Raw genomic sequence first — 25,916 nt, 5'->3', positions numbered from 1 at the left:
AGCTTCGCCTCGACACCTGGCCCGGGGATGGTCTATCCTGCGCCATGGCGCATGTCATAGACCGCGAGGAATGGGCTGTTCGCCCCGACCGCTGGAAGGGCGAGTTGCAATGCGCCCCCTATGGCTCCAACTCCTGCCTGATCTTCAACTATCTGCCGGAGACCGGCGGCGGACCGCGCCTGCATTCCCATCCCTACGCCGAGATCTTCATCATCCGCCAGGGCACCGGCCTGTTCACGGTCGGCGATGAGGAGATCGAGGCCTCCGCCGGCCAGATCGTCATCGTGCCGCCCGGCACGCCGCACAAATTCACCAATCTCGGCCCCGGCCCGCTGGAAACGACCGACATCCACGAGAACGGCACTTTCGTCACCCAGTGGCTGGAGTGATCCCGGCCAAACGGTTTTCCGTCCGCAACGGCATCAAAACAATCCAGCCCTGTCGGTTTTCCGATCGCCGCCTAGATCTATGGCATACGCAGCCGGTAGGGCCAGGACATGCAAACCTCTGAAATCGAAATCGAAGGGCTGAGCATAGCGATCCGCGAGGCAGGCCCGGCTGAAGCGCCTGCATTCCTGCTGCTGCATGGCTGGCCGCAAAGCTCCTATGCGTTCGAAGGGGTGATCGGCCGGCTGGCTGCCGACTACCGGGTCGTCGCACCTGACCTGCCCTGCATCGGCGGCTCGCAAGGCATGCCTGAGGCCGGCGACAAGAGAACCCTGGCGAGGCTGATGAGAGGCGTTGCCGAGGCTTGCGGGCTGCGGCACCTCGTGGCGGCCGGTCACGATGTCGGCGGCCAGATCGTGTTCGCCCTGCTGCGCGACCATCCTGAGATCCTTTCCGGCGCGGCGATCATGGATGTCGCCGTTCCAGGTGTCGCGCCATGGGAAGAGGTCATTCGCAATCCGCGGATCTGGCACTTTGCCTTCCATGCCGTCCCGGCGCTGCCGGAAACGCTGGTGAGCGGCCACCAAAGCACCTATTTCGACTTCTTCTTCAATGTGCTTTCGAAGGATCGGGCGTCGATCCCCGCGCAGGCCAGGGAAATCTATGCGAGAGCCTATTCCCGGCCTGAAAGCCTCCAGGCCGGTTTCGATTGGTATCGCGCCTTCCCCGAAGATGCCAAAGCCAATGCCGCGCAGCCCGCGACGCCGATCGCGATTCCGGTGCTGTATCTCAGGGGTTCGGCCGAGTCCGGCGACATCGGCGACTATGTCGAAGGCCTTAGGGCCACCGGGCTTTCCAATGTCGAAGGCGACATTATCGCCGACAGCGGGCACTTCGTCGCCGACGAGAATCCCGAAGCGCTCGCCATCCGCCTTGCGACATTCCACAGGGAGATCGGCGCGGCAAACGCCGACCCTACATGGCGCCGAGCCTGACCAGCACCGCCTTCGGGATGTCGTATTCGCGAATGACGGCATCGTGCTTTCGAAGGCCGCACAGTTCGCGCTGGATGAAGTAGCCGTGCACCGCCACCGCCGCCGCCTTGAGCAGCCGGGGACGCAACTGCTCGTCGTCATTGTCGCGCAGCCGGGCCAGCGCTTCTTCGACGCGCTGTCCGGCGCGGCCGAGCGCTGCCGCCTTCTCGGCAAGGACTTCATGGCCAAGCGCGTCGAAGGCGGCTTCGGCGGCCGAGGCGCTGGTCGGACGGGACGGCGGGCGCAAGGACATTTCAACCTCCTTTCTCGAAAATCATCCGATGCGTGACGAATTCTTCGCCCGCCACCGGCGCGAAGCCAAGCCGCTCATAAAAGCCGAAGGCTTCCTGAGGCGCACGGGTGTTGAGCACGGCGAAATAGTGGCGCGCCCTGTCGACAACGGTCTCGACCAGCATGCGGCCAAGGCCCGTGCGCCGATGGCGCGCGCCGACGAACAGATGCCGGACCCGGCCGTGGTCCCTTCCCTCGAAATAGGGATCGATGTTCAGCCCGCACACGCCGGCGAGTTCGGCGCCGTGCCATGCTCCGAACAGCGCCTCGCCCTGTTTCAGGAACTTGTTGCGGCCGCTTGTCCAGCCGTCGCGAAGCCGCACCAGCATCCAGTAGCCTTCCCGTCGGCTCTCTTCCATCAGCGCATCGAAGGCCGGCGTCGTCGGCCGCAGCCGTTTCAGCAGATAGCCGGTCTCCTGCGTCGCGCCCATGCCGCTACTCCGCCGGCCGCGTCTCTTCCAGCACGGCTTCCTCGTGATAGAGGAAGCCGCCGGACTGACGCTTCCACAGCCGCGCGTAGAGCCCGTCGAGCGCCACCAGCTCGTCATGCGTGCCTTGTTCGACAATGCGGCCGCCGTCGAGCACGACGAGACGGTCAAGCGCGGCGATGGTCGACAGCCGGTGGGCGATGGCTATGACCGTCTTGCCTTCCATCAGCCGCGTCAGGTTTTCCTGGATCGCCGCCTCGATGTCGGAATCGAGTGCCGAGGTCGCCTCGTCCAGGATCAGGATCGGTGCATCCTTGAGGAAGACACGGGCGATCGCCACGCGCTGGCGCTGGCCGCCCGACAGCTTGACGCCGCGCTCGCCGACATAGGCTTCGTAGCCCTGGCGGTCGCGATTGTCGCGCAAGGTCAGGATGAAATCATGCGCCTCGGCTTTCCTGGCCGCCGCGATCACCTGCGCGTCGGTGGCGTCGGGCATGCCGAGTTTGATATTGTCGCGCAGCGAACGGTGGAAAAGCGCCGTGTCCTGACTGACGACGCCGATATTGGCGCGCAGCGAATTTTGCGTCACCCGGGAGACGTCCTGGCCGTCGATGGCGATCTTTCCGCCTTCGAGTTCGTACAGCCGCAGGATAAGGTTGGCGAGCGTGGTCTTGCCGGCGCCGGACGGCCCGACCAGCCCGACCTTCTCGCCCGGCCGCACCACGAGATCGATGCCGTTGAGCACGCCGAACCCCTTGCCGTAGTGGAACTCGACATTCTTCACCTCGATGCGCCCGCCGGCCACGACCAGTTCTCCAGCGTCGGGTGCATCGACCAGGCCGAGCGGCTGCGAGATCAGCGCCTTGGAATTCTCCAGCACGCCGAGATTGCGCAGGATGCTGTTGAGCTGCATCATAAGCCGGCCAAGCAGCATGTTGAGCCGCAGCACCAGCGACAGCGTGAAGGCGACCGCCCCGACGGTGATCGAGCCCTCGACCCAGAGATAGACGGCAAAGCAGCCGATCGCCGTGATCATGATGCCCGACAGCGTCGTCAGCGCCATGCGCACGCCGGTCAGCCGGCGCGTGAACGGGCGCAACGCGTCGAGATAGATGTCGAAGCCGCTCCTGATGTAGCGGTCGTCGCCATCGGCGGAGAACAGTTTCAGCGTCTGCACGTTGGAGTAGGAATCGACGATGCGGCCGGTGATCATCGACCCCGCCTCCGCGGTGGCCTCGGCATGTTTGCGGATTGCCGGCAGATAGAGCCTGGCCAGAAAGCCGAAGGCTGTGATCCAGATCACCACCAGCACAGCGAGCCTCAGATCCAGTCCCGCGACCAGCGCCAGCGTCGTCACCGTATAGACGATCATGAACCAGACGACCTCGATGAAGCTTTCCATCAGGTCGCCGGTCGCCTGCCCGGCCTGCCAGACTTTTGTCGCGATGCGGCCGGCGAAATCGTTCTGGAAGAAGGAATAGGACTGGCGCGACACGTGCCGGTGCGCCTGCCAGCGCACCAGATTGTAGAAGCCGGGCGTGATCGTCTGCTCGTCGACCAGCGCCGACAGGCCGACGACGATGGTACGGACGACCAGCACGACGACGACCATGAACACAAGCTCCGGCCCGGCGGCCGCCCAAAGCGCATGCCAGCTGCGTTCGCCGGGAAGCTGGTCGAGGATGTCGACCAGCCGCCCGACAAAGTAGAAAAGCCCGGCCTCGACCAGCGGCGCGATGCCGCCGATGACCAGCATGGCGAAGAAGGCGAACTTGGCCTGGCCGACATAGTGCCAGAGAAAACCGGCGACGCCGGACGGCGGCCGAAGATTCGCGGGCTCCCTGAACGGATAGACCCAGTTCTCGAACCAGCGATAGACGGCTGTCATCATGCGGCGGCGGCCATCATTCTGCGGCTTGTCCCTTTGCGCCAACGTCATTGGCAACAACGTCGTTTGCGGCACCGATCGGGCCGTCATCGAGCAGGAAACCGCCCGACTGGCGCTGCCAGAGCTGCGCGTAGAGCCCGCCCTTGGCCACCAGTTCCTCGTGCGAACCTTCCTCGATGACGCGGCCCTGGTCCATCACCACAAGCCTGTCCATCGCCGCGATGGTCGACAGCCGGTGGGCGATGGCGATGACGGTCTTGCCTTGCATGAGCTTGTAGAGGTTCTCCTGGATGGCCGCTTCCGCCTCGGAATCCAGCGCCGACGTCGCCTCGTCAAGGATAAGTATGGGCGCGTCCTTCAACATAACGCGAGCAATGGCGATGCGTTGCCGCTGGCCGCCGGACAGTTTGACGCCGCGGTCGCCGACATAGGCGTCGAACCCCTTGCGGCCGCTATGGTCCGAAAGGCCGCCGATGAAGTCCAGTGCCTCGGCGCGCCGCGCAGCCTCGACAAGCATGTCGTCGCTGGCGTCGGGCCGGCCATAGAGGATGTTTTCGCGCACCGAACGATGCAGCAACGAGGTGTCCTGCGTGACCATCCCGATCTGGGCGCGCAGCGAATCCTGTTTCACCGCTGCGATCTCCTGGCCGTCGATCAGGATACGGCCGGCTTCGAGGTCGTAGAACCGCAGCAGAAGATTGACCAGCGTCGACTTGCCGGCGCCGGAGCGGCCGACAATGCCGACCTTCTCGCCCGGCTTCACCGCCAGCGACAGGTTCTCGATGACGCCCTTCTGCTTGCCATAGTGGAAGCGGATGTCTTCGAAACGGATCTCGCCTTTGGCGACCGTGATCTCCTTCGCACCGGGCCTGTCCTCGACAAGGCGCGGCAGCGAGATCGAGGCGATGCCGTCCTGCACCGTGCCGATATTCTCGAACAGGCCCGACATCTCCCACATGATCCACTGCGACATGCCCCACATCCTCAGAACCAGGCCGATGACCACGGCGACCGCGCCGATCGTCACCGCCTGGCCCAGCCACAGCCACAGCGAGATGGCGGTAACCGAGAACAGGAGAAGCGCATTCAGGATGTAGAGCGAGCCGAACAGCACCGTCACCAGCCGCATCGACCGGTAGACCGTGTCGAGGAAGCCCATCATGCCCTCCTTGGCGAAGGAGGCCTCGCGGCGGGCATGGCTGAACAGCTTGACCGTCTGGATGTTGGAGTAGCTGTCGACAACGCGGCCGGTCATGACCGAGCGCGCATTGGCCTGTTCCTCGCCGACCTTGCCCAGCCGAGGAATGAAATAGCGCAGCAGAAGGATGTAGCCGACCATCCAGACGCCGAGCGGCGCGGCCAGCCGCCAGTCGGCCGAGCCGACGATGAGCAGCATGCCGAGGAAATAGACGACGACGTAGTTCAGGACGTCGATCACCTTGATCACGCATTCGCGCACGGCGAGTGCCGTCTGCATCAGCTTGGTGGCGATGCGGCCGGCGAATTCGTCCTGGTAGAAGCTCATCGACTGCTTGAGCAGATAGCGATGCACCTGCCAGCGGATACGCATGGGATAGTTGCCCATCAGCGTCTGCTGGTTGAGCAGCGAATGCAGCCATACCGTGCCAGGCAGCGCGAACAGCACGATGAAGGCCATGCTGGCGAGCTTCCAGCCCTCCGTCTGCAGGAAGGTTTCGCGGTTCTGCCCCGAAAGCCAGTCGACGATGCGGCCGAGGAAGCCGAACATCCATACTTCCGCGATGGCGATTGCCGCCACCAGCACCGCATCGACGAGGATATAGGGCCATGCGCCGCGCGTGTAATGCAGGCAGAAGGCAACCAGGGTCTTGGGCGGCTCGACCGGCTCCGCGGCCGGGAACGGATCGAGCCTTTTTTCAAACCAGCTAAACAACAACATAGGGCATGCTCATGAAATCTGTTTCCGCTCACGCGGCGCGTGAACGTACGAAGTCCTCGGACCGCATGGCGCCGAGGGCCGACGGTCCGGAATCATCCGGACCGTCGGCCCTGCTTCGCGCTATATAGGGGCTCGCGGGCTTTTCGCCGACAGGCTCTTTTGCCGATCCTGACGGTGCGGGGTCGACAAGTCGGATCTTCGCGCCCGGCCGGATCGCCCGGATGAGACGGCGCACCAACGAGGGCCGGCTCGGGTCGGGAACCGCTCGCGAGAAATCGACATCGGGCAGCATGCCGCGATGCGGACGCCGGCGAACCTCGGCGTGAACCGCCGACGAATAGGTTTCGCCGATCAACAGCGCCCAGGTCGGCAGCCGGTGGATATGCAGGCTCCTCGAGCCAGGTATTCTGTAGGGATCGAACATCGGTCCGTCCTCCGTGTGGAAATAAAGATAAAAAGGGTGTTCGACGTCCTGCCGCGGGATCGGCGGCTGATCAGTCGAGACGCGTTGGGGTGGGGCCATCGGCCCCTTCGGCAGCTTGAAAAACATCGCAGGATTCCTTCGAAGACCAGAAAATGGTTTCGGCGGAAATCGGTGCGGAAGCGTCTAAGAGATCAGGAGAACCGTCGTACCGAAACCGCCAGCGGGCATGTAAGCCCACGGAGAGGGTGCTGGATGTGCATGGTCATCATGAATTACCCCTCCTTCGGTTCGGGTTGACAATGTACGCTGTATACCCGACTTCGCAGAAAATGGCCACCCGCAGGTCCAGCAATTTCCAAAACCGCGAAGCCGCTGTGGCCGATTTGCCACTTAATAGAAGGATGCGGAAATGAACGACCGTCTCCGCATCGCCCTCTACCAGCCTGACATCGCCGGCAACACCGGCACAATCCTGCGCTTCGCTGCCTGCCTCGGGATCGACGTCGACATCATCGAACCGGCCGGCTTTCCGCTCTCCGATAAAACGCTCAGGCGCGCCGGCATGGATTACCTCGAAATGGCTGCCCTGACCCGGCATGTCGACTGGCACGCCTTCGAGGAGTGGCGCAAGGCCCGCGCGCACCGGCTGGTCCTGCTGTCGACCAAGGCCGCGACCCCATACACCAGCTTCAACTTCGCTACTGGCGACATCCTGTTGTTCGGCCGCGAATCCGCAGGCGTGCCGGATCCGGTCCATCAGGCGGCGGACGCGCGGCTGACGATTCCGATGCAGACCGGCGCGCGCAGCATCAATGTCGCGCTCTCCGTCGCCATGGTGGCCGGCGAAGCCATACGGCAATTGGGCCAGAATGCCATCTGCTGAAGCGGCGGCCACGGTACCGCCGGCGGCGGCGACACGGCCCTCGCCCGTCATTCTCACCCAGGCGCACATCGCCATCTCCTGTCGTTTGCATGTCGATGGCTTCTTCGCTACAAGCTCAACTTAACTTGAGGTCAAGCGGAAAAGTGCGAGATGGCGCCAGCAGCGGAATTAACGGTTGGCCAAGTGGCCGCGCGCAGCGGTGTCGCGGTGTCGGCGCTGCATTTCTACGAAGCTCGCGGCCTGATCCGCAGCCACCGTACGTCAGGCAACCAGCGCCGCTACGGCCGCGACGTGCTGAGGCGCGTGGCCATCATCAAGATCGCGCAGGAGGTCGGCATTTCGCTGGCCGAGATAGCGACGGCGCTTCAATCCCTGCCCGAGGGCCGCACCCCGACGCGCGACGACTGGAGCCTGCTGTCGACCGCCTGGCGCGACGGGCTCGACCGCAAGATCGGTCAATTGAAGAAATTGCGTGACGGGCTGACCGACTGCATCGGCTGCGGCTGCATGTCGATCGACAAATGTCCGCTCCGCAACAAGGATGACCGGCTGGCCAGGGAAGGAACAGGGGCGAGAAGGCTGGTTCTTCCTTCTCTCGGCTCACGGGGAGAAGGTGCCTGAGCGTGGTGAAGGCGGATACAAGAGGCGGCGCCTGTATTGGGTTGTTCCCGTAAACAGGGCGAGGAAGTCCTAATCCGCCGCCGGCAGGCGCCTTATGGTGAATTCGATCCAATCGCCCGGCCGTTCGAACCAGCTTTCGATCTCGGTCCAGTAAGCCTGCTTGGGGAAGCGCTCGAACCATTCCTTTGCCTTCAGGCGAGCGTCCGAACGCGGCAGGACGAAGGTTTCGCGCAAAAATCCGTCGCGCGGCATGCGCGCGCGTTCAGCCCGGCTTTGATCGAGCCTTTTCTTCAGGCCATCCAGCGGCGGTCTTGCCGGGGTGCGCACGAAGGTCTCCTCGCTCCGATCAGATCAGACTTGACCCTTTCCCCTAAGAGATTAGGGATCGCGCCGGCAAAAGACGAGTCATTTGTAGGGGCCGGCCGCCCCGAAACCGGAGACAGCACTTGCAACGACCTGAAATACCGGCTGGCCTGCCCGCCGACATCGAAGAAAAGAAGATGAAGGCACGCCTGTGGTTCGAGGCATTGCGCGAACGCATTTGCGGTGCTTTCGAGCAGATCGAGCAGGATCTCCAGGGCCCGCTCGCTTCATGGTCGCCGGGTCGGTTCGAAAGGACGCCGTGGGAGCGTGACTCCGGCAAGGGCGGTGGCGGAACCATGTCGATGATGCACGGCCGAGTCTTCGAGAAGGTTGGCGTCCACACCTCGACGGTTTACGGCGAGTTCTCGCCCGAATTCAGGAAGCAGATGCCCGGCGCCGAGGAGGACCCGCGCTTCTGGGCATCCGGCATTTCGCTGATCGCGCACCCTTGGAACCCCAACGTTCCGGCCGTGCACATGAATACGCGCATGGTCGTCACCTCGCGCCATTGGTTCGGCGGCGGCGCCGACCTCACCCCGGTGCTCGACCGGCGCCGCGCGCAGGACGACCCCGACACAATGGCCTTCCACCGCGCCATGCAGTTCGCCTGCGAGAAGAATGCCGGTGTCGCCGACCATGAGAAATTCAAGGCCTGGTGCGACGAGTACTTCTTCCTTCCGCATCGCAACGAGCCGCGCGGCACCGGCGGCATCTTCTTCGACTGGCTGCATTCGGGGCAGGACAAAGGCGGCTGGAATGCCGATTTCAACTTCGTCCAGGATGTCGGGCGCGCTTTTCTCGTCGTCTATGGCCATCTCGTGCGGGGCAATTTCAACGAGAACTGGACCGATGGCGACCGCGACGAACAGCTCATCCGCCGCGGCCGTTATGTCGAGTTCAATCTGCTTCATGATCGCGGCACCATTTTCGGCCTGAAAACCGGCGGCAACGTCGCCTCGATCCTCTCCAGCTTGCCTCCGGAGGCGCGCTGGCCGTAAAAAGATGGTGAGCGCGCCGTGAGCCGCATTGATGTCCCATTCGCCTCGAAATGGGCATCGAATGTGGCGCGGGAGCCCTCGCAAAGTTTCTTTTTCGTCTAATAGGCTTCGGAAAAGACCGGGCTATTTGTCAGGACGGGTCGGGAAGCGCCGGCGGTTCGCCTGCGCAATTCCAGGAGCGCAGAGCGGTTCTCCGTCCGGAATTGCGTCAGAACGAAGCGGATCGCGACTCGACGCAACCGGACGGCCCAGGACGATGCGGGACACCTTCGCCAAAAAGGGTGCCCGCGCTTTCCAGGAGTACTTCGCAATGCGCAAGATCATTGTTTCGGCCGCAGCGGCTGCCCTTCTCGCTTCCGGTTCGGTGGCATTCGCCGCCGTCAAGCACACCACCGGCACGATCAAGACCTTTGATACGGCGGCCAAGAGCCTGGTTCTCGACAATGGATCGTCTTTTACGCTTCCCCGGACCTTCAAGGATCCTGGCCTGAAGGTCGGCGAGAAGGTCAGAGTTTCATGGGACATGAGCGGCAAGGATAAGGTTGCCGAGGCAGTCAAGATCATGAAGTGATGACCTGCCCACAGGGCTGGCGTAAGAGGGCGGAGCAGCGCTGCTCCGCCTTTTTGCCGTTGACGGTAATCAATGCCACCCCATCTGTGTTATGGTTTCACCCGCTCGCGGTCCAACCGGTTTCAAGGTCGGACAACGCGCCAAGAAGATGTGGAGTCCCTGCCGCCTTTTGCAGGACGGTCGACCGGACTCCATGGAGGAAAAGGAGAAATCCCATGAAGGAATTCCACTGCGGCTCGCTCGTTCCAGGTTGTGAATGGCACACGCGCGCCGAGGAGGAAGCCGAGGTCATGCGCCGTGCCGTCGAACATATGCGTGAGACGCATGGCGAGACGATCATCCGCGAAACGATGATCGAAGCGATCCGCTCGCGCATCGAGAAGGTCCGCGACGCCGCCTGATTTGGAGCAAGTTCCGGGAAATCGCAGCGATTTCCGCCCGGATTGCGTTGACGGATGCTTTATCCGGCCTTCAGGGCCTGCGCGGCGCGCTTGAGCAGCGCGTCGCGATCGGGCCCAAACCCGGCATCGACCCATTCCACTTCGAGATTCCTGAGGATCGCGCCGAGTTTTGGCCCGGGTATCCCCCCGATCGCCGTCAGATCGGCGCCCTTGAGTGGAAATACGGGCCTTTCCCATCTCAGCGCGAAGGCGAGAAGTCGGGAAAAGCCGCCGGCCTCGATGAGCGCATCGGTCTGGTCCACCGCGCGCACCCGTGCCGCTGCGAGTGACAGGCGAAGCCGGTCGACAACCCCCTGCCGGTCGCCGCGGTAGAGCGTCTTGGCCAGTTCGCCTTCGGTCGTTTTCGGCTCGATTCCCGGCGTAAGCGCCCAGTGGCGCAAACGGTTTGCTTCCGCCGTCGACAGTCTCAGCCGCTCGGCCAGCGTCTTCATGCGCGCCGCGTCCGGCGGCACGATCGCCTCCAGCCTGAGCATCGGCTCCGCGGTCCAGCCCAGATCCTTCTCGGCTCTGGCCAGGCCGTGGATCGCATCGATGCCCCATTTCTCGCTTTCCGGCAGCACACTGGTCAAAACGCTCGCCTGCCGCATCCACAACAGCGCGCGGGACGGATCGGCCGCCGACAACAGCTTCTTGAGTTCGGACCAGACGCGCTCGGCCGAGAGCTGCACGAGCCCTCCCTTCAGCCGGGCGCAAGCCTTCAGCCCCTCGGCGTCCGGCCGGCCTTCGCCATACCAGGCGAAGAAGCGGAAAAAGCGCAGGATACGCAGATAGTCCTCGCGGATACGCGCTTGCGGATCGCCGATGAAGCGCAGCCGGCGCGCCTCGATGTCGGCGACGCCGCCGACCAGATCGACGACCGTGCCGTCGGCGTCCGCGTAGAGCGCATTGATGGTGAAATCGCGCCGCTCGGCATCAAGCTTCCAGTCCCGCCCGAAGGACACTTTGGCGCGGCGGCCGTCGGTCTCGATATCCGCGCGCAGCGTGGTGATTTCATAAGGCTTGCCGCCGGCAATCACGGTGATCGTGCCGTGCTCGATGCCGGTGGGAACGGTCTTGAACCTCGCCGCCTCGGCGCGGCGGATTGTCTCCTGCGGCAGGCAGGTGGTGGCGATGTCGATGTCGGCGACGGGCTGGCCGATCAGCGTGTTGCGCACCGCGCCGCCGGCGACCCGCGCTGTCTCGCCGCCGCTCGCCAGAATGGCAAGCAGGCGCTGCAGATGCTTGTCGCCGAGCCAGTCGGCCCTGTCAGCGATCGAGACCTTCACGCATAGAGCCTTTCATAGAGCGTGCGGATGATACCGGCGGTGACGCCCCAGATGCGCCGGTCGCCATAGGGCATGTCGTAGAAGAACCATTCGAGATCGTTCCAAATGCGGCTGTCCCTGATGTGGTTGGCCGGATCCATGAGGAAGCGCAGCGGCACTTCGAAGGCCAGGTCGACCTCCTCGGCATTGAGCGTCAGCCGGAAAGGCGGCCGCACGATGCCCAGCACCGGCGCGATCCTGTAACCGCTGCCCGCGACATAATCGGGCATGCGGCCGATGACCTCGATATGATCCCGGCCGAGGCCGATCTCCTCGAAGGTCTCGCGCAGCGCCGCCGCTTCCGGACTGGCGTCGGTCGCATCGATCGTTCCGCCGGGAAAGGCCACCTGCCCGGAATGGTTGCGCAGCGTCTCGGCCCGCTTGGTCAAAAGAACCGTGGCATCGCCCTGGTGATCGACGATCGGGATCAGCACCGCCGCATCGCGCAGCGGTTTCGCCCGGTGGAGGCGCGGATGGCCTGGATTGAAGCGATGATCGCCATAGTCGTCGCCGGCATGCGCCTGCGGCTGCGCGGCAAAGCGAGCGCGCAGATCGGCAATGGAAAACGGCGTCGGCGTCACCTGGTCCATCATGAACTGTCCGTCACGCGCTCAGCTGCCTCAGCCTGTCGGCCGGCATGATCGGATAGGCCTGGCCTTTGGAGCGAACGGCAAACATCAACCTGCCGTCGATCTCGATTTCCTCGCCATGCTCGACCAGTTCGTACATCACCGGCCGCGCCACCAGCGCCTCCAGCCGCCCGCGCACCAGCACATAAGGCTTCAGCCCGCCGGTCTCGTGCTCGTCGACGAAACGCAGCGGCCGCTCCGGCCCGGCCTCGACGACGTCGCCGACATTGGTGCGAAACGTGATGATCTGGCTCTCGCCACTGCCCGAGACATCCAACTCGACGGCGATGAAGGGTGCGTCGACGACGCGGATGCCGACCTTTTCCACCGGCGTCACCAGATAGGTCCTGCCGTCCGCGTCCTTGCGCAGCACCGAGGAAAAAAGCTGCACCAGCGGCATGCGGCCGATCGGCGTGCCGAGATAGAACCAGGTGCCGTCAGCCTTGATTTCCATATCCAAATCGCCGCAGAAGTCGGGATTCCAGCGCTCCACCGGGGCCGGCCCCTTGCCGGCGCGGGCCGCGCGCGAGATCAGCGCCTCGAGGCCGCGCGCCTCGGTCGCGGCCGCCAGGCTTTGCTGTCTTTGTTCGGAGCCCTCTGCCATCGTCACGAAATAGTCACTGTTGTTGCGCTTGTCAGCCTAACTCTGTGATTTAAATTTGACGGCAGGCGCCAGACGGAGCCGAATCGCGGCATTCTGCGTCAAGCTGGTATTTCCAACCACAAGGATCGATGCTGCATGAGCGTGATGGTCAAGGAAAGCCCGATCAGCGAAAAAGACATGGTCGCCGAGGCCGAGAAGGCGCTGGCCGACATTTCCAGGGTCCGCGACGGGGTCGGTCGGATCATCTTCGGCCAGGAAAGTGTCGTCGAACGCGCTTTGGTGGCGCTTCTGGCCGGCGGCCACGCGCTGCTGGTCGGCGTGCCCGGCCTCGCCAAGACCAAGCTGGTCGAGACGCTGGGCATCGTGCTCGGCCTCGATTCGCGTCGCATCCAGTTCACCCCCGACCTGATGCCCTCGGACATTCTCGGCTCCGAGGTGATGGAGCAGGACGAATTCGGCAAGCGCTCCTTCCGCTTCATTCCGGGGCCGATCTTCGCGCAGTTGCTGATGGCCGACGAGATCAACCGCGCCTCGCCGCGCACCCAGTCGGCGCTGCTGCAGGCCATGCAGGAGTATCACGTCACCATCGCCGGTGCCCGCCACGACCTGCCCTCGCCTTTCCATGTGCTCGCAACGCAGAACCCGCTGGAGCAGGAAGGCACCTATCCGCTGCCCGAGGCACAGCTCGACCGTTTCCTGATGCAGGTCGACATCCTCTATCCCGAACTCGAGGCCGAGCGCCGCATCCTTTTGGAAACCACCGGCGTCGAGGACGCGAAGGCGCAGAATGTGCTGCAGCCGGCGCGGCTGAGGGATATCCAGACGCTGATCCGCCGCATGCCGGTGCCTGAAAGCGTGGTCGAGGCGATCCTGGCCCTGGTGCGCTCGGCGCGTCCCGGCCAGGGCAACGCCGAAACCGACAGGCATGTCGCCTGGGGGCCGGGTCCCCGCGCCAGCCAGGCACTGATGCTGTGCACGAGGGCGCGCGCGCTCTATGATGGGCGGCTGGCGCCGTCGGTCGACGATGTGCGTGCCCTGGCCGAGCCGGTGCTGCAGCACCGCATGGCGCTGACCTTCGCCGCCCGCGCCGAAGGCACCAGCGTGCGCGACGTGGTGGCCAAGCTCGTGAAAGGGATTTGATGGCGCGCATCGGCGAGCTCCAGGCTCCGGCAGCGACGCGCGACGCGCTCGCCCGCGGCCGGTTGCGGGCTTCGCTCGTGCCCGACCTGCTGGTCGAGGCGCGCCGCATCGTCAACACAGTGATCGCCGGCTGGCATGGCCGCCGCAAGCGCGGCATCGGCGAGAATTTCTGGCAGTTCCGGCCCTATGTCGAAGGCGATTCCTCGCGCATCGACTGGCGCCGCTCGGCCCGCGACGACCACACCTATGTGCGCGACCGCGAATGGGAAGCCGCTCATACGGTGTGGCTGTGGGCCGACCCCTCCCCGTCCATGCTCTACAAGTCGTCCGGTGCCGCCGTTTCCAAGCAATCGCGCGCGCTGGTGCTGGCGCTGGCCATGGCCGAGCTGTTGTCGCGCAGCGGCGAGCGCATCGCCTGGCCCGGCCTTACCGATCCGTTCACCGCCCGCAATGGCGCGGAGCGCATCGCCGCCCAGCTCATGCATGCCGGCGAGTTGCCGGCCAAGCCCGATCTCTCCGGCATCCGCCGCTTCTGCGACATCGTCATCGCCAGCGATTTCCTCGACCCGGTGGAGGAGACCATGGCCTGGCTCGACGTGCTCGCCCGCCACGGCGTGCGCGCGCATCTGATCGAGGTCGCCGATCCGGCCGAGGAGACATTCCCCTATGCCGGCCGCACCGAATTCACCGACCCGGAGAGCGGCGACAAGCTGACCGCCGGACGCGCCGAGGTGCTGGCCGATGAATATCGCCTGCTCTATGGCGCCCGACGCCAGGAACTGGCCAGCTGGTGCAAGCGGCTCGGCTGGAGCTTCACCGTCAACCACACCGATCGGCTGGCTTCCGACGCCCTGGTACGCCTGCACATGGCGATGACCGATGGCGGTCAGCCCGGGCTGACCGCCAGAGATCAGCCCAAGCCGATCGCTGGCGATCGCGCCGGAAAGGCTGTCGCATGAGCTGGCTGCCGCTTTCCTTTGGCGCGCCCATGCTGCTGTGGGGTCTTTTGGCACTGCCGGTGATCTGGTGGCTGCTCAGGCTGACTCCGCCCCGGCCGCAGACCGAGGTGTTTCCGCCGCTGAAGATCCTGGCGCGCGTGCTGAAGCGCGAGGAAACCCCGCAGCAGAGCCCCTGGTGGCTGACGCTGCTCAGGCTGCTGATGGCGGCGCTCATCGTCGCCGCTCTTGCCGAACCGGTCTTCAATCCGCGCGAGAAATTGCCGGCCGAGGGCGCGGCCCTGGCGCTGGTCGTCGACAATGGCTGGGCAAGCGCCGCCGACTGGAACAAGCGCATCGCAACCGCCGAGCGGCTGATCGCCGACGCCGGTTCGAACGGCGTGCCGATCATCATCGCCTTTACCGCCGAAAAACCCAATGCCGAGATCGGCCCGTTCGATGCTGCCGCGGCACTCGACCGCATGCGCGCGGCAAAGCCGCGGCCGATCCCGACCGACCGACCGGCGGTCTACGCCCGCGTCGCCGCCGCCCTGGAGCGCCTGCCGGGCGCCAGCGTCGCCGTGCTGGCCGACGGCCTAGCGGCGAAGGGCGACGAGGCCGCCTTCAACACGCTTCTATCCAAAAACGCCGCCCGCGTCGTGTGGGCCGTTGCCGACCGGATGTCGCTGACCGGCCTGACGGGCGCCGAGAACGAGGTCGACGGTTTTGCCCTCACCGCCATCCGGCCGCCCGGCGATTCGGCCCCGGCGCAAGTCACCGCTGGCGCCTTCGACGACAAGGGCCGCCGCATCGCCGATGCGACGCTGACTTTCGCACCCGGCCAATCCACCGCCACCGGCACCATGGCGGTGCCGTTCGAGCTGCGCAACGATTTCGCTTCGATCGCGCTCGATGGCGAGCGTCAGGCGGGCGCCGTGCGCGTGCTGGACGAAAGCTCCAAGCGCCGCCGGGTCGGACTCCTGTCGCAGGCCGAGGCCGACCAGGCGCAGCCGCTGCTGTCGCCGCTCTACTACATCAGGCGCGCGCTGCAGCCCTTCGCCGACCTGGTCGAACCTTCCAGCGCCGACCTGGCCGACGCCATTCCGCAGATCCTCGACCAGAAGCCGGCGATGATCGTCATGGCCGATATCGGCACCATTCCGGCACAGATCAGGCCAAGGCTGGTCGACTGGGTTGAAAAGGGCGGCACGCTGGTGCGTTTCGCCGGGTCGCGGCTGGCCGCCGCCGGCAATGACGACGACCTTCTGCCGGTGCGTCTGCGCACCGGCGAACGCTCGCTCGGCGGCGCACTGTCATGGACCACGCCGCAGCCGGTCACCGAATTCCCCAAGGCTGGCCCCTTCGCCGACCTGGCGCCGCCGACCGAGGTGACAGTTTCCAGGCAGGTGCTGGCCGAACCGACGCCCGATATCGTCGAGCGCACCTGGGCAGCGCTTGCCGACGGTACGCCGCTGGTCACCGGGCTGAAGAAGGGCAAGGGCACGCTCGTGCTGTTCCATGTCACGCCCGAAGCAACCTGGTCGAACCTGCCGATCTCGGGAAGCTTCGTCGAGATGCTGCGCCGCATCGTGCAGCTGTCGCGCAACCAGGGCGCCGCGGTTGCCAATGCCGAAGCCGCCGCCACCTCGCTGGCGCCCTACCGCATGATAGCGGCCGACGGAATGCTGGTGCCGCCGACGCCGGATGCGCGCCCGCTGGTGCCGGGCGCCGGCGCTCTGCCGGTGACGTTCGAGAACCCGCCCGGCCTCTATGGCTCGGAGGCCGGCGTCTTCGCTCACAATCTGCTCGATGCGACAAGCACGCTTGCGCCGCTGGCGCGCCCGCAAATCACTGTCCCGGTCACCACGATCCAGTACGCCTTTGACGAATCGCGCAATCTGAAGGGTGCGCTGGTGGCCGCCGCGCTGGCGCTGATGCTGCTCGACACGCTGGCGGTGTTCTGGATGGGCGGCCTGTTGTCGCGCAGGCCTCGCCGCGCCGCCGCCGTAACCGCCATGGCGGCCATTCTGATCGCGCTCGGCGCGTTGTTCGGCCATGTCGGCCCCGCGCGCGCCGACGATGCCAAGCCTGGCGACACCGCCGCCATAGAGGACATCTCCAAGACCCGCATCGCCTATGTGCTTACCGGCGTGCCCGGCGACGATTCGATCAGCCGCGCCGGGCTCGAGGGCCTGACCCGCTTCCTGATCGAAAAGACCGCGCTCGAGCCGGGCGCGCCGGCCGGCGTCGACATCTCCAAGGACGAGCTGTCGTTCTTCCCCCTCATTTATTGGCCGATCGATCCGGCCGCAGCCATGCCCAGCCAGGCCGCAATTGCCCGTATCGATGCCTATATGCAGCAAGGTGGCACGGTGCTGTTCGACACGCGCGACCAGTTCGCCAACGGCATCGGCGCCGACTCGACCAGCCCAGCCACCGAGCGGCTGCGCGACATCCTCGGCAACCTCAACGTGCCGCCGCTGGAGCCGGTGCCGTCGGATCATGTGTTGACCAAATCCTTCTTCATCCTGCCCGAATTCCCTGGCCGCTTCGCCGGCAGCCCGCTCTGGGTCGAGGCATCGCTCGACGCCAGCAATGCCGAAAACCGACCGGTGCGTACTGGTGACGGCGTCTCGCCGATCATGATCACCGCCAATGATTTCGCCGGCGCCTGGGCCGTCGACGAGAATGGCGACCCGCTGCTGCCGACCGTGCCCAACGATCCGATGCAGCGCATCTATGCGCTGCGCGCCGGGGTCAACATCATGATGTACATGCTGACCGGTAATTACAAATCCGACCAGGTGCACGTGCCCATATTGCTTGAACGGTTGGGGCAGTAAGATGACGCTCGTTCTTGCGCCCGCCCCCCGGATAGGCCCTCCCTGCGAGGGGGAGGGTAGGACATGAACTGGTCGATCTCCTTCGAACCGCTGATCTCCTGGCCGCTTTTGGCCCTGGTGCTGGTGCCGCTGGCCCTGCTAGCGGCCGTCGGCCTTTGGTTTCGCCAGCGCGGCGCGGTCCTGCGCCTCGTCGCCTTGCTGGCGCTCGCCGCCGCTCTCTTCAATCCGGTGTTCCTCAACGAGGAGCGAGAGCCGCAGCAAAGCGTGGTCGCCCTGATCGTCGACCGCAGCCAGAGCCAGGACATCGGTGAGCGGACCAAACAGACTGACGAGGCGCTGGCCGGGCTGCAGCAGCGTCTGAGCCGCTTCAAGCAGTTCGATGTCCGCGTTGTCGAGGCCGGCAAGTCCGAGGCCGCCGAGGAACGCACGGAAACGCGGCTGTTCGGCGCGCTCGAAAACGCCTTTCGCGATGTGCCGCCCTCGCGTATCGGCGGCGCCGTCATGATCACCGATGGCGAAGTGCATGACGCGCCCGCCGGCGCGCCCGATTTCAATGCCCCGCTGCACGCCTTGATCACCGGCAACGACCACGAGAAGGATCGCCGCATACGTTTCGAGAACGCGCCGCGCTTCGCCCTCGTCGGCAAGCCGCTCGACATGACCTATCGCGTCATTTCAACCAGCAACGAGACCGGGCCGGTCGATGTGCGCGTTTCGGTCAATGGCGAGCAGGTCGCGGTCGAGCATGCCACCGTCGGCCAGGCCATGCCGCTGCAGGTGACCATCCCCAGCGCCGGACGCAACATCATCGAACTCGCCATCGATCGCGAGCCGGGCGAGCTCACCGACACCAACAACCGCGCCATCGCGCTGGTAGACGGCATTCGCGAGAACCTGCGCGTGCTGCTCGTCTCCGGCGAACCGCATGCGGGCGAGCGCACCTGGCGCAATCTGTTGAAATCCGACGCCTCGGTCGATCTCGTCCATTTCACAATCCTGCGGCCCCCGGAAAAGCAGGACGGAACGCCGATCAACGAATTGTCGCTGATCGCCTTCCCGACGCGGGAACTGTTCGTCGAGAAGATCAAGGATTTCGACCTCATCATCTTCGACCGCTACCAGCACCGCGACGTGCTGCCGATCCTCTATTACGACTACATCTCCGAATATGTCGAAAAGGGCGGCGCGCTGCTGATCGCGGCCGGACCCGAATATGCCGGCGAAAGCTCGATCGCGCGTACGCCGCTGATGTCGGCGCTGCCGGCGATGCCGACCGGCGAGGTCGTCGACAAGGCGTTCTACCCACGCCTCACCGACATCGGCCAGCGCCATCCGGTGACGCGCGGTCTCGACGGTTCTGCCAGCGAGCCGCCGCACTGGAGCCGCTGGTTCCGCACCATCGGCGTCCAGAATCCCGAAGGCGAGGTGGTGATGAAGGGAGCCGACAACCGGCCGCTGCTCCTGCTCGACCGCAAGGGAGAAGGCCGCGTCGGCATGCTTTTGTCCGATCAGGGCTGGCTGTGGGCGCGCGGCTTCGAAGGCGGCGGCCCGCATGTCCAGCTCTACCGCCGCATCGCCCACTGGCTGATGAAGGAACCAGAGCTCGAGGAGGAGCGGCTGACCGCCGACGGGCGCGGCATGGTGCTGGAAATCCGCCGCCAGACCATGGCCGACGACCCCGGCCCGGCTCAGATCATCACGCCCTCCGGCAAGACCATCACCGTCAAGCTCGAGAAATCCGAACCCGGGGTCTTCCTGGGCAGCGCCCAGACCTCCGAGATCGGCCTTTACCAGGTCGGCAATGGCGACCTTACCGCGCTCGCCCATGTCGGGCCGGTCAACGCACCCGAATTCGCCGAGGTCGTTTCGACGCAGGATCGGCTGAAGGCTCCCGCCGAAGCCACCGGCGGCAGCGTTCGCAGGCTTGCGGGAGCGACCCTTGGAGGCGGCGACGTGACCTTGCCCTCGATCGTGCCCGTACGGTCCTCGGGCGAAGCAACCGGCGCCGACTGGATCGGTCTGCGCACCACCGACGACAGCGTACTCAAGGCGGTCTCGCGCGTGCCGCTGTTCGGCGGCTTCCTCGGCCTCGGCCTGCTGCTGCTGGCGATGGGTTCGATGTGGTACCGCGAGGGACGATAGGGGCATGTTCCCTCCTCCCCTTCTGGGAGAAGGGAAAGCCCTGCTCTACTCCTCCGGCTCCGTCGTGAACATCAGGGGATAGCCCTTGGCCTTGCCGGCGTCAGTGGCCCGTGTCGCCTTTGTCTCGGCGACGTCCTTGGTGAAGACCGCGACGACGCAGACGCCGCGCCGATGCGCCGTTATCATCACCCGATGCGCCTGGTCTTCGCTGAGCTTGAACTCGCCCTTCAGCACCGTCACCACGAATTCACGCGGCGTGAAATCGTCATTGAGCAGGATGACCTTGTAGAGCTTCGGCCGCTCGGTCTTGGGTAGGGTCTGCGTACGGGGCTTTGTCGTGATTTCAGGCATGGGAACCGGCAATTGCGCGAGCCTCGGCTACGCCCCTATTTTCGCACGGGCGAAAGCGAGCGTCCAATCACAGAGCTATGTGGGAACTGTGGCCCGCGGTTCAACGGTCCTGGCGGCCGAAGCCGCGCCGGGAGGGCAAATTTCCGGCCGCATCCGACCGGCGTTCCATCCAGGACGCGACCGGCCAGGCGGCGACGCAGATCAGCGTCACGCTGGCAAGTGCGATGAGCAGCCAGGCCTGCGCGGGCGTGATGTAATCCCAGTCGGTGGAAATCACAGGCGCGAACAGTGACGGCTCGGTGCGGCCGCTGGCCGGATCCGGCACGGGACTGGCGGTAAACAGGATCAGCAGCCGGGCGGCGCCGGTGGCGATCAGGCCACCGAACACGATCGAGCGCAGAATGGACGAAAGCCGCCTCTTCATGCGGATTGTCCTACGGCGCCGGCTTTGCAATCGGGTTACGGGCCGATCGAGGCGGAAGCCGCCGGCACCGGCTTAGGCCACATCTTTCGGACCTGTCCGTTCGCTTCATTGCCGGTACACGGCCTTCGGCTTTTCCGGGCAGGAAGAAGGCCGCTCCAGTAAAACGCGACTGGAGCGGCCTTGTCATAAGGCAGGCAGTTGTGCCCGACCTGGATCAAGCCTTCGGAGCGACCTTCTTGTCGGTCTTCTTGACGATCTTCTTCGCCTTCTTGTGCTTCTTGGCAACGACCTTCTTCACCGGAGGCTTGGCGGTCGTGGTCGCCGGAGCGGTGGTCGTCGAGGAAGCAGCCGGAGCCGTCGTGGTGGCAGCGGCGTTGCCGAGAGCCGGCATGGCGAAGGCGAGAGCAACGGCGAGACCGGTGGCGGAGAGGATGGACTTTTTCATGACTTCATTTCCCTTTTCATGCGGGTCGGGTTTCGAGTGTCACTGAACCGGGTCGTTCGGTGTCACCCCCAGCAGCTTCAAAGCGTTGGCGAGCATCCGGATGCCCTGTGCCTGTTTCTTGGCGGCGCAGTACCGGTTGCCCTTTCTCTGAAGTGCCTTTGCCGCGGTGACCTGCGTTGCCGTGGCATGGGTTTCGAGGGCTTCGTCGAATTGGTGGCTGAGATTGGCACACCGCTCGGTCCGGGTGGTGAGCGTCACTTTTGCATCCGATTGTCCAGCAGCGGCTGTGACGAGCGAAATGCCCATCAACGCACCCAACAAACTGATCGACAACCTCGGCATCGGTTAATCCGTGAACCCGGAGACTTGCGTCGCGGCCAAATGACCTGACCGCCACGGTACCGTTATGCCGGCCTAGTTTTTCAGGAGTTTTTCCCGATTATAGAATTTTGTTTCTGGATTGTGTCTGGCCACCCCGGCGCAAGGCCGCCAGCGCATTCGGTGTTGAGAATGCTGGATTTGCCTTGCCTTGAAATCCAAGGCACTGGCCAACATATGGCCCGAATTCTATCGTGTGGGTGGCCGCCTGCCGGCTTGGCAAGTCAACAAAGACAGGATTCCCGTGAAATCCGACGCACACATACTGATCGTCGACGACGACAAGGGCATTCGCGACCTGCTGCAGGAGTTCTTCCAGAAGCGCGGCCTGCACACCTCCGTTGCCGCGGACGGCACCGAGATGGAGACGATCCTGCGCCGCGCGCAGGTCGATCTCATCGTGCTCGACGTCATGCTGCCCGGCAGGAGCGGGCTGGAACTGTGCCGTGACATCCGGGCCCAGTATTCGACGCCTATCATCATGCTGACCGCCGTCACCGAGACGACGGACCGCGTGGTTGGCCTCGAGATGGGCGCCGACGATTATGTGCCCAAACCTTTCGATCCGCGCGAATTGCTGGCCCGCATACGCGCCGTGCTGCGGCGCAACGGCGCCCCCGAGCCCAAGCGCGCCACATCGAAGCAGATCTACCGCTTCGCCGGCTGGACGATGGATTGTTCGCGGCGCCGGCTGACCGCGCCCGACGATGTCAGGGTCGAACTGACCATGGCGGAGTTCAACCTGTTGCAGACCTTCGTCAAGAGCGCCCAGCGCGTGCTGACCCGCGATCAGCTCATCGAACTCTCCGGCGGCGACAGCGATTATTCCTTCGACCGCAGCATCGACATCCTGGTCAGCCGGCTGCGGCGCAAGATGGAAGACGACCCCAAGACGCCCAAGCTGATCCTGACGGTGCGCAGCGGCGGCTATCAATTCCTTCCCGAAACGACCTCCGAATGAGACGTTTCCTGCCGCAGACCCTGCCTGTGTGGGTACTGCTGATCGTCATTGCCGGCCTGCTGATCAGCCAGGTCGCGACGCTCTACATCGTGTCGCGCGACCGCGCCGCCGCCAATGACGTGGTCGATCTCTACCGCCTCAACGACCGGGCCTATTCGCTAGTGCAGTTGATGCATGCCGCCACGCCCGAGGAACGCAAGGCGACCGCATCCGGCCTGTTCAACGCCACCTATGCTCTCACCGTTTCAGATACCCCCGCGGTCACCTCGTCGATCGCCGGCGACGATGAACTCGCCGAATTGGAAGACATTCTCGTTGGACGGCTGTCGAAGTTCGGCGTCACCGACGCGCGCGTCCGGCGCGATCCGGCGACGCAGGAATCCGACACCCCCGGCGGCGAGGTCATGAACAGGGACGTCGGCCAGGTGGAGCGCGACCTTCTGGTACTGGCGGCGAACTTCGCCCAGAGCGACAAACTGACGGCCTCGCTGCGCTTCGCCGACGGCCAGTGGCTGAACTTCACCGAGCCGATCACGCCTGTCGGCCCGATCCTGAGCTTCGACAGCCTGCCGCTTTATTCGCTGATCGCGGGGCTGGTGGTGATCATGTCGATCTGGTCGCTGCGCCGGCTGACCGCGCCCTACCGGATGATGGAAACCGCCGTGAACCGGATCGGCAATGACCTCAAGAGCCCGCCGATCGCCGAAAGCGGCAGCCGCGAGGTGCGCGCCGCCGCCAAGGCGATCAACGCCATGCAGGCAAGGCTGCGCGAATATGTCGAGGACCGTGAGCACCTGGCCGCGGCGCTGGCGCACGACCTGCGCACGCCGATGACCAGGATGCGGCTGCGTCTGGAGCTGTTGCGCAAATCCGCGGTTCGCGAGGCGCTGGCGCACGATCTCGCCGATGTCGAGAGCATCGCCAGCTCGGTGATCGACTTCGCCACCTTCGAGGTGACCGAGGAAAAGAGCGAACGCATCGATTTCTGGTCGCTGGTGGAATCGATCGCCGACGCCTATCCGGACGTGTCGTTCGACAATGACGACACACGCTCGCGGGGATTGATTTGCATGGCACGACCGGTGGCGCTCAAGCGCTGCGTCACCAATCTGGTGCAGAACGCCGTCACTTACGGCAAGAAGGCGCATCTCAGCCTGTACCGGTCGGGCGACACGATCACGCTGGCCATACGTGACGAGGGGCCGGGCATTCCGCAAGCCCAGATCGATGCCGTGTTCGGATCTTTCGTGCGCCTGGAACAGTCCCGCAACCGCCAGACCGGCGGCCTTGGCCTCGGCCTCACCATCGCCCGCAACATCGCGCGTGCCGCCGGCGGCGAGATCCGCCTGTCCAACCATCCGGACGGCGGCCTGCTGACGGAGCTGCGCCTGCCGCTGGCCGCTTGAGACGCGACTGCGGGATTACCGTCGCAGCACCGCGCTCAGCACGTCCCTGATGCCGATCGCGCCGACGAAGCGCGACTGGTCGTCGAACAGCGCCACGGGCGCGGTCTGCGACCGGTGCATGGCGAGCATCACCGTCTTCAGCGACGTTCCGGGATTGGCCCAGAACACCTGTGCCGCTTCCTCGGACTGGCCTTCGACATCGGCGCACGACACCCATACCGCCGGCTTGCCGTCACGCTCGGCCGCCGCCACGAGGCCATGATCGTCGATCTTGAAGCGCGTCGTCTTGCGCCGGTCGAGCCACACCCAGCCGTCCTTGCCTTGTTCGAGGTCGCGGCGGTCGCGCATCACGTTCCAGGCGGTGAGCACCGACAGCGGATTCACATTGGCGATAAAGTCGCGGACATAGTCGTTGGCGGGCTTGAGCACGATGTCCTCCGCCGCGCCAGTCTGCACGATGCGTCCGCCCTCCATGATTGTGATGTGGCTGCCGATCTTCAGCGCTTCCTCGAGGTCGTGGCTGACGAAGATGATGGTCTTCTTCAGTTCGGCCTGCAGCTGAAGCAATTCGTCTTGCAGCTTGGTGCGGATCAGCGGATCGAGCGCGGAGAACGGCTCGTCCATCAAAAGGATCGGCGCCTCGGTAGCGAAGGCGCGCGCCAGCCCGACGCGCTGCTGCATGCCACCCGAAAGCTCATGCGCGTATTTCTTCGACCACTGCTCGAGATTGACCAGCTTGAGTTGCCTGTGCACGCGCTCCTTGCGCTCGGCGTCCGGGACGCCGGCAAGTTCGAGGCCAAGGCCGACATTTTCTTCCACCGTCCGCCACGGCAGCAGTCCGAACTGCTGGAACACCATGGCAACCTGCTTCTGCCGCAGGCGCCGCAAGGTCGACTCGTCGCAGGTCACGACATCGACGGTGCGGTCGCCATCCTTGACCAGAACCTGGCCACGCGAGACGACGTTCAGGCGATTGACCGCTCTCAGCAGTGTCGACTTGCCCGAGCCGGACAGACCCATGAGGACGGAAATCTCCCCCTCATGCACGGTGAGGCTGGCGCCGGCACAGCCGAGCACATTGCCGGTCTGCTCGAGGATCTCGGCACGCGTCGCACCCTTGTCGATGAGCGCCAGCGAACCCGCCTGGTCGGCGCCGAAGACGATATCGACATTCCTGAAATCGACGGCGACGGTCATTTCTTGCCTCCAACGCCAATGCGGGTCATGCGGTCGAGCACGATGGCGAGCACGACGATGGCGAGCCCGGCCTCGAGGCCGAGATCGATGCGGCGCGAACCGAGCGCGCGGTTGATCTCGGTGCCGAGCCCGCCGGCGCCGATCAGCGCCGCAAACACCACCATCGACAGCGACAGCATGATCGACTGGGTCAGGCCCGCCATGATGGTGGGCAGCGCCGAGGGGAGTTCGACCTTCCACAACAGCTGGCTCTTGGTGGCGCCGAAGGCCTCGCCGGCCTCGATGATCGACTTGGGCACCGAGACGACGCCGAGATGCGTGAGCCGGACCGCGGTCGGAATGACGAAGATGATGGTGACGATGAGGCCGGGCGCATTGCCGAGGCCGAACAGGGTCAGCACCGGGATCAGGTAGACGAACGTCGGCAGCGTCTGCATCAGGTCGAGTACTGGCAGCATGAAGCGGTAGATCTTCGGCTTGTGCGCCGCCCAGATGCCGAGCGGCACCCCGATGGCCATCGCCATGGCGGCGGCGGCCACGACCAGCACCAGCGTCTGCACCGTCTGCTTCCACAGGTTCTGGTTGATGATGAAGATGAGGCCGAGGAAGACGCCGATGGCGAGCGGGCGCGAACGCTGCAGCAGCCAGGCGATGATGGCGATGATGAGCGCCAGCAGCACCGGCGGCACCACCAGCAGGAGGTCGACTAGGCCGTCGAGGATGAAGTTCAGGCCGTTGGAAAAGGCCCTGAAGACGGTGTCGAAATTGTCGGTGAGGAACCCGAAGAACGCCTTGCCCCATGGGCCGATGGGAATCTTGTAGCTGACTAGGAATTTGGAAATCGGATCCATCTTGCCCCCTCTCCTACCGGCATCGCCCTGCCACGGTGT

Annotated in this window: 28 protein-coding genes; 13 read left to right on the top strand and 15 right to left on the bottom strand. The window is 64.8% G+C overall.

All coding sequences use genetic code 11. The annotated features are described in order from the left end of the window. Positions 1-44: 44 nt before the first annotated feature. Entirely contained in the window at positions 45-389 is a 345-nt protein-coding gene (locus LB551_RS00385; protein ID WP_140549851.1) for a cupin domain-containing protein, read from the top strand. Positions 390-497: 108 nt separating this feature from the next. Beyond that, the gene (locus tag LB551_RS00380) at positions 498-1,382 is read left to right on the top strand and encodes an alpha/beta fold hydrolase (protein WP_224657825.1); all 885 of its coding nucleotides are present in this window, start codon (positions 498-500) and stop codon (positions 1,380-1,382) included. Here LB551_RS00380 and LB551_RS00375 read toward each other — a convergent pair. From LB551_RS00375 to LB551_RS00355, 5 genes are read right to left on the bottom strand one after another with little or no spacing between them, the layout of a single operon-like run. Beyond that, positions 1,363-1,674 (bottom strand): DUF6665 family protein, encoded by a 312-nt coding sequence (locus LB551_RS00375; protein ID WP_224657824.1) that lies wholly within the window; start codon positions 1,672-1,674, stop codon positions 1,363-1,365. The two genes, LB551_RS00380 and LB551_RS00375, sit on opposite strands and share 20 nt — an antisense overlap. A gap of 1 nt (position 1,675) precedes the next feature. Next, entirely contained in the window at positions 1,676-2,143 is a 468-nt protein-coding gene (locus LB551_RS00370) for a GNAT family N-acetyltransferase (RefSeq protein WP_140549848.1), read from the bottom strand. 4 nt (positions 2,144-2,147) lie between these two features. Further along, positions 2,148-4,031: an ABC transporter ATP-binding protein gene (locus tag LB551_RS00365; RefSeq protein ID WP_224657823.1), complete on the bottom strand. Its 1,884-nt coding sequence runs from the start codon at positions 4,029-4,031 to the stop codon at positions 2,148-2,150. Positions 4,032-4,044: 13 nt separating this feature from the next. Beyond that, positions 4,045-5,946: an ABC transporter ATP-binding protein gene (locus LB551_RS00360; RefSeq protein ID WP_224657822.1), complete on the bottom strand. Its 1,902-nt coding sequence runs from the start codon at positions 5,944-5,946 to the stop codon at positions 4,045-4,047. 28 nt (positions 5,947-5,974) lie between these two features. Then, positions 5,975-6,496, bottom strand: a complete 522-nt coding sequence (locus LB551_RS00355) for a hypothetical protein (RefSeq protein ID WP_224657821.1) — start codon at positions 6,494-6,496, stop codon at positions 5,975-5,977. 283 nt (positions 6,497-6,779) lie between these two features. On the opposite strand from LB551_RS00355, the gene LB551_RS00350 reads away from it, so the two are divergent. Both LB551_RS00350 and soxR read left to right on the top strand, forming a co-directional pair. Further along, the gene (locus LB551_RS00350) at positions 6,780-7,253 is read left to right on the top strand and encodes a tRNA (cytidine(34)-2'-O)-methyltransferase (RefSeq protein WP_224657820.1); all 474 of its coding nucleotides are present in this window, start codon (positions 6,780-6,782) and stop codon (positions 7,251-7,253) included. Between the two features lie 150 nt (positions 7,254-7,403). Then, positions 7,404-7,874 carry a redox-sensitive transcriptional activator SoxR gene (gene soxR / locus LB551_RS00345; protein ID WP_224657819.1) on the top strand — a complete coding sequence of 157 codons (471 nt, stop codon included), beginning with the start codon at positions 7,404-7,406 and terminating at the stop codon, positions 7,872-7,874. A 69-nt stretch (positions 7,875-7,943) separates the two neighbouring features. Here soxR and LB551_RS00340 read toward each other — a convergent pair whose 3' ends face one another. Further along, a complete protein-coding gene (locus tag LB551_RS00340; RefSeq protein WP_224657818.1) occupies positions 7,944-8,201 on the bottom strand; it encodes a hypothetical protein in 258 nt (85 codons plus the stop codon). A gap of 119 nt (positions 8,202-8,320) precedes the next feature. Between LB551_RS00340 and hemF the strand changes: the two genes are divergently transcribed. The 3 genes from hemF (at position 8,321) to LB551_RS00325 (ending at position 10,207) form a co-directional block, all read left to right on the top strand. Then, positions 8,321-9,235: an oxygen-dependent coproporphyrinogen oxidase gene (hemF, locus tag LB551_RS00335; protein ID WP_224657817.1), complete on the top strand. Its 915-nt coding sequence runs from the start codon at positions 8,321-8,323 to the stop codon at positions 9,233-9,235. 310 nt (positions 9,236-9,545) lie between these two features. After that, positions 9,546-9,806: a DUF1344 domain-containing protein gene (locus LB551_RS00330; RefSeq protein ID WP_140516926.1), complete on the top strand. Its 261-nt coding sequence runs from the start codon at positions 9,546-9,548 to the stop codon at positions 9,804-9,806. 215 nt (positions 9,807-10,021) lie between these two features. Further along, a complete protein-coding gene (locus LB551_RS00325) occupies positions 10,022-10,207 on the top strand; it encodes a DUF1059 domain-containing protein (RefSeq protein ID WP_140496047.1) in 186 nt (61 codons plus the stop codon). Positions 10,208-10,266: 59 nt separating this feature from the next. On the opposite strand, the gene LB551_RS00320 is transcribed toward LB551_RS00325, so the two are convergent. Genes LB551_RS00320 through LB551_RS00310 form a run of 3 tightly spaced genes read right to left on the bottom strand, consistent with a single transcriptional unit; the run spans position 10,267 to position 12,804 of the window. Then, positions 10,267-11,532 carry a CCA tRNA nucleotidyltransferase gene (locus LB551_RS00320; protein ID WP_224657816.1) on the bottom strand — a complete coding sequence of 422 codons (1,266 nt, stop codon included), beginning with the start codon at positions 11,530-11,532 and terminating at the stop codon, positions 10,267-10,269. Further along, positions 11,529-12,161, bottom strand: a complete 633-nt coding sequence (locus LB551_RS00315; RefSeq protein ID WP_224658172.1) for a CoA pyrophosphatase — start codon at positions 12,159-12,161, stop codon at positions 11,529-11,531. Before LB551_RS00315 ends, LB551_RS00320 begins: the two co-directional genes overlap by 4 nt. 13 nt (positions 12,162-12,174) lie before the next feature. Continuing rightward, the gene (locus tag LB551_RS00310) at positions 12,175-12,804 is read right to left on the bottom strand and encodes a DUF1285 domain-containing protein (protein WP_140550008.1); all 630 of its coding nucleotides are present in this window, start codon (positions 12,802-12,804) and stop codon (positions 12,175-12,177) included. Positions 12,805-12,939: 135 nt separating this feature from the next. Here LB551_RS00310 and LB551_RS00305 point away from each other — a divergent pair, with 135 nt between their 5' ends. From LB551_RS00305 to LB551_RS00290, 4 genes are all read left to right on the top strand, one after another. Further along, positions 12,940-13,944, top strand: coding sequence for an AAA family ATPase (locus LB551_RS00305; RefSeq protein ID WP_224623781.1), 1,005 nt, complete (start codon positions 12,940-12,942; stop codon positions 13,942-13,944). Then, positions 13,944-14,903, top strand: coding sequence for a DUF58 domain-containing protein (locus LB551_RS00300; protein ID WP_224657815.1), 960 nt, complete (start codon positions 13,944-13,946; stop codon positions 14,901-14,903). The genes LB551_RS00305 and LB551_RS00300 overlap by 1 nt, the downstream gene beginning before the upstream one ends. Further along, positions 14,900-17,722, top strand: coding sequence for a DUF4159 domain-containing protein (locus tag LB551_RS00295; protein ID WP_224657814.1), 2,823 nt, complete (start codon positions 14,900-14,902; stop codon positions 17,720-17,722). The genes LB551_RS00300 and LB551_RS00295 overlap by 4 nt, the downstream gene beginning before the upstream one ends. A gap of 63 nt (positions 17,723-17,785) precedes the next feature. After that, positions 17,786-19,864, top strand: coding sequence for a hypothetical protein (locus LB551_RS00290; protein ID WP_224657813.1), 2,079 nt, complete (start codon positions 17,786-17,788; stop codon positions 19,862-19,864). 45 nt (positions 19,865-19,909) lie between these two features. Here LB551_RS00290 and clpS read toward each other — a convergent pair whose 3' ends face one another. From clpS to LB551_RS00270, 4 genes are all read right to left on the bottom strand, one after another. Further along, complete coding sequence (gene clpS, locus LB551_RS00285) at positions 19,910-20,215, bottom strand: ATP-dependent Clp protease adapter ClpS (RefSeq protein WP_140496053.1); 306 nt, start codon at positions 20,213-20,215, stop codon at positions 19,910-19,912. Between the two features lie 100 nt (positions 20,216-20,315). Then, on the bottom strand, positions 20,316-20,639 hold the full coding sequence (locus tag LB551_RS00280) for a hypothetical protein (RefSeq protein ID WP_224657812.1): 324 nt from the start codon (positions 20,637-20,639) through the stop codon (positions 20,316-20,318). 214 nt (positions 20,640-20,853) lie between these two features. Beyond that, positions 20,854-21,084, bottom strand: a complete 231-nt coding sequence (locus LB551_RS00275) for a hypothetical protein (RefSeq protein ID WP_140549837.1) — start codon at positions 21,082-21,084, stop codon at positions 20,854-20,856. Positions 21,085-21,123: 39 nt separating this feature from the next. Continuing rightward, positions 21,124-21,426 carry a hypothetical protein gene (locus LB551_RS00270; RefSeq protein ID WP_140549836.1) on the bottom strand — a complete coding sequence of 101 codons (303 nt, stop codon included), beginning with the start codon at positions 21,424-21,426 and terminating at the stop codon, positions 21,124-21,126. A gap of 280 nt (positions 21,427-21,706) precedes the next feature. Between LB551_RS00270 and LB551_RS00265 the strand changes: the two genes are divergently transcribed. Together LB551_RS00265 and LB551_RS00260 are read left to right on the top strand one after the other, a co-directional pair. Continuing rightward, positions 21,707-22,423, top strand: a complete 717-nt coding sequence (locus LB551_RS00265) for a response regulator (RefSeq protein WP_140556209.1) — start codon at positions 21,707-21,709, stop codon at positions 22,421-22,423. After that, on the top strand, positions 22,420-23,829 hold the full coding sequence (locus LB551_RS00260) for an ATP-binding protein (RefSeq protein WP_140549834.1): 1,410 nt from the start codon (positions 22,420-22,422) through the stop codon (positions 23,827-23,829). The genes LB551_RS00265 and LB551_RS00260 overlap by 4 nt, the downstream gene beginning before the upstream one ends. Before the next feature lie 15 nt (positions 23,830-23,844). On the opposite strand, the gene choV is transcribed toward LB551_RS00260, so the two are convergent. Together choV and choW are read right to left on the bottom strand one after the other, a co-directional pair. Then, positions 23,845-25,026 (bottom strand): choline ABC transporter ATP-binding protein, encoded by a 1,182-nt coding sequence (choV, locus tag LB551_RS00255; RefSeq protein WP_224623786.1) that lies wholly within the window; start codon positions 25,024-25,026, stop codon positions 23,845-23,847. After that, positions 25,023-25,877 carry a choline ABC transporter permease subunit gene (gene choW, locus LB551_RS00250; RefSeq protein WP_224657811.1) on the bottom strand — a complete coding sequence of 285 codons (855 nt, stop codon included), beginning with the start codon at positions 25,875-25,877 and terminating at the stop codon, positions 25,023-25,025. Before choW ends, choV begins: the two co-directional genes overlap by 4 nt. Between the last annotated feature and the right edge of the window lie 39 nt (positions 25,878-25,916).

This window comes from Mesorhizobium sp. BR1-1-2 (assembly GCF_020165435.1).
Lineage (GTDB): Bacteria > Pseudomonadota > Alphaproteobacteria > Rhizobiales > Rhizobiaceae > Mesorhizobium.
The sequence above is the reverse complement of the archived record's forward strand: the minus strand, read 5'-3'. Positions and strand labels throughout refer to the sequence as shown.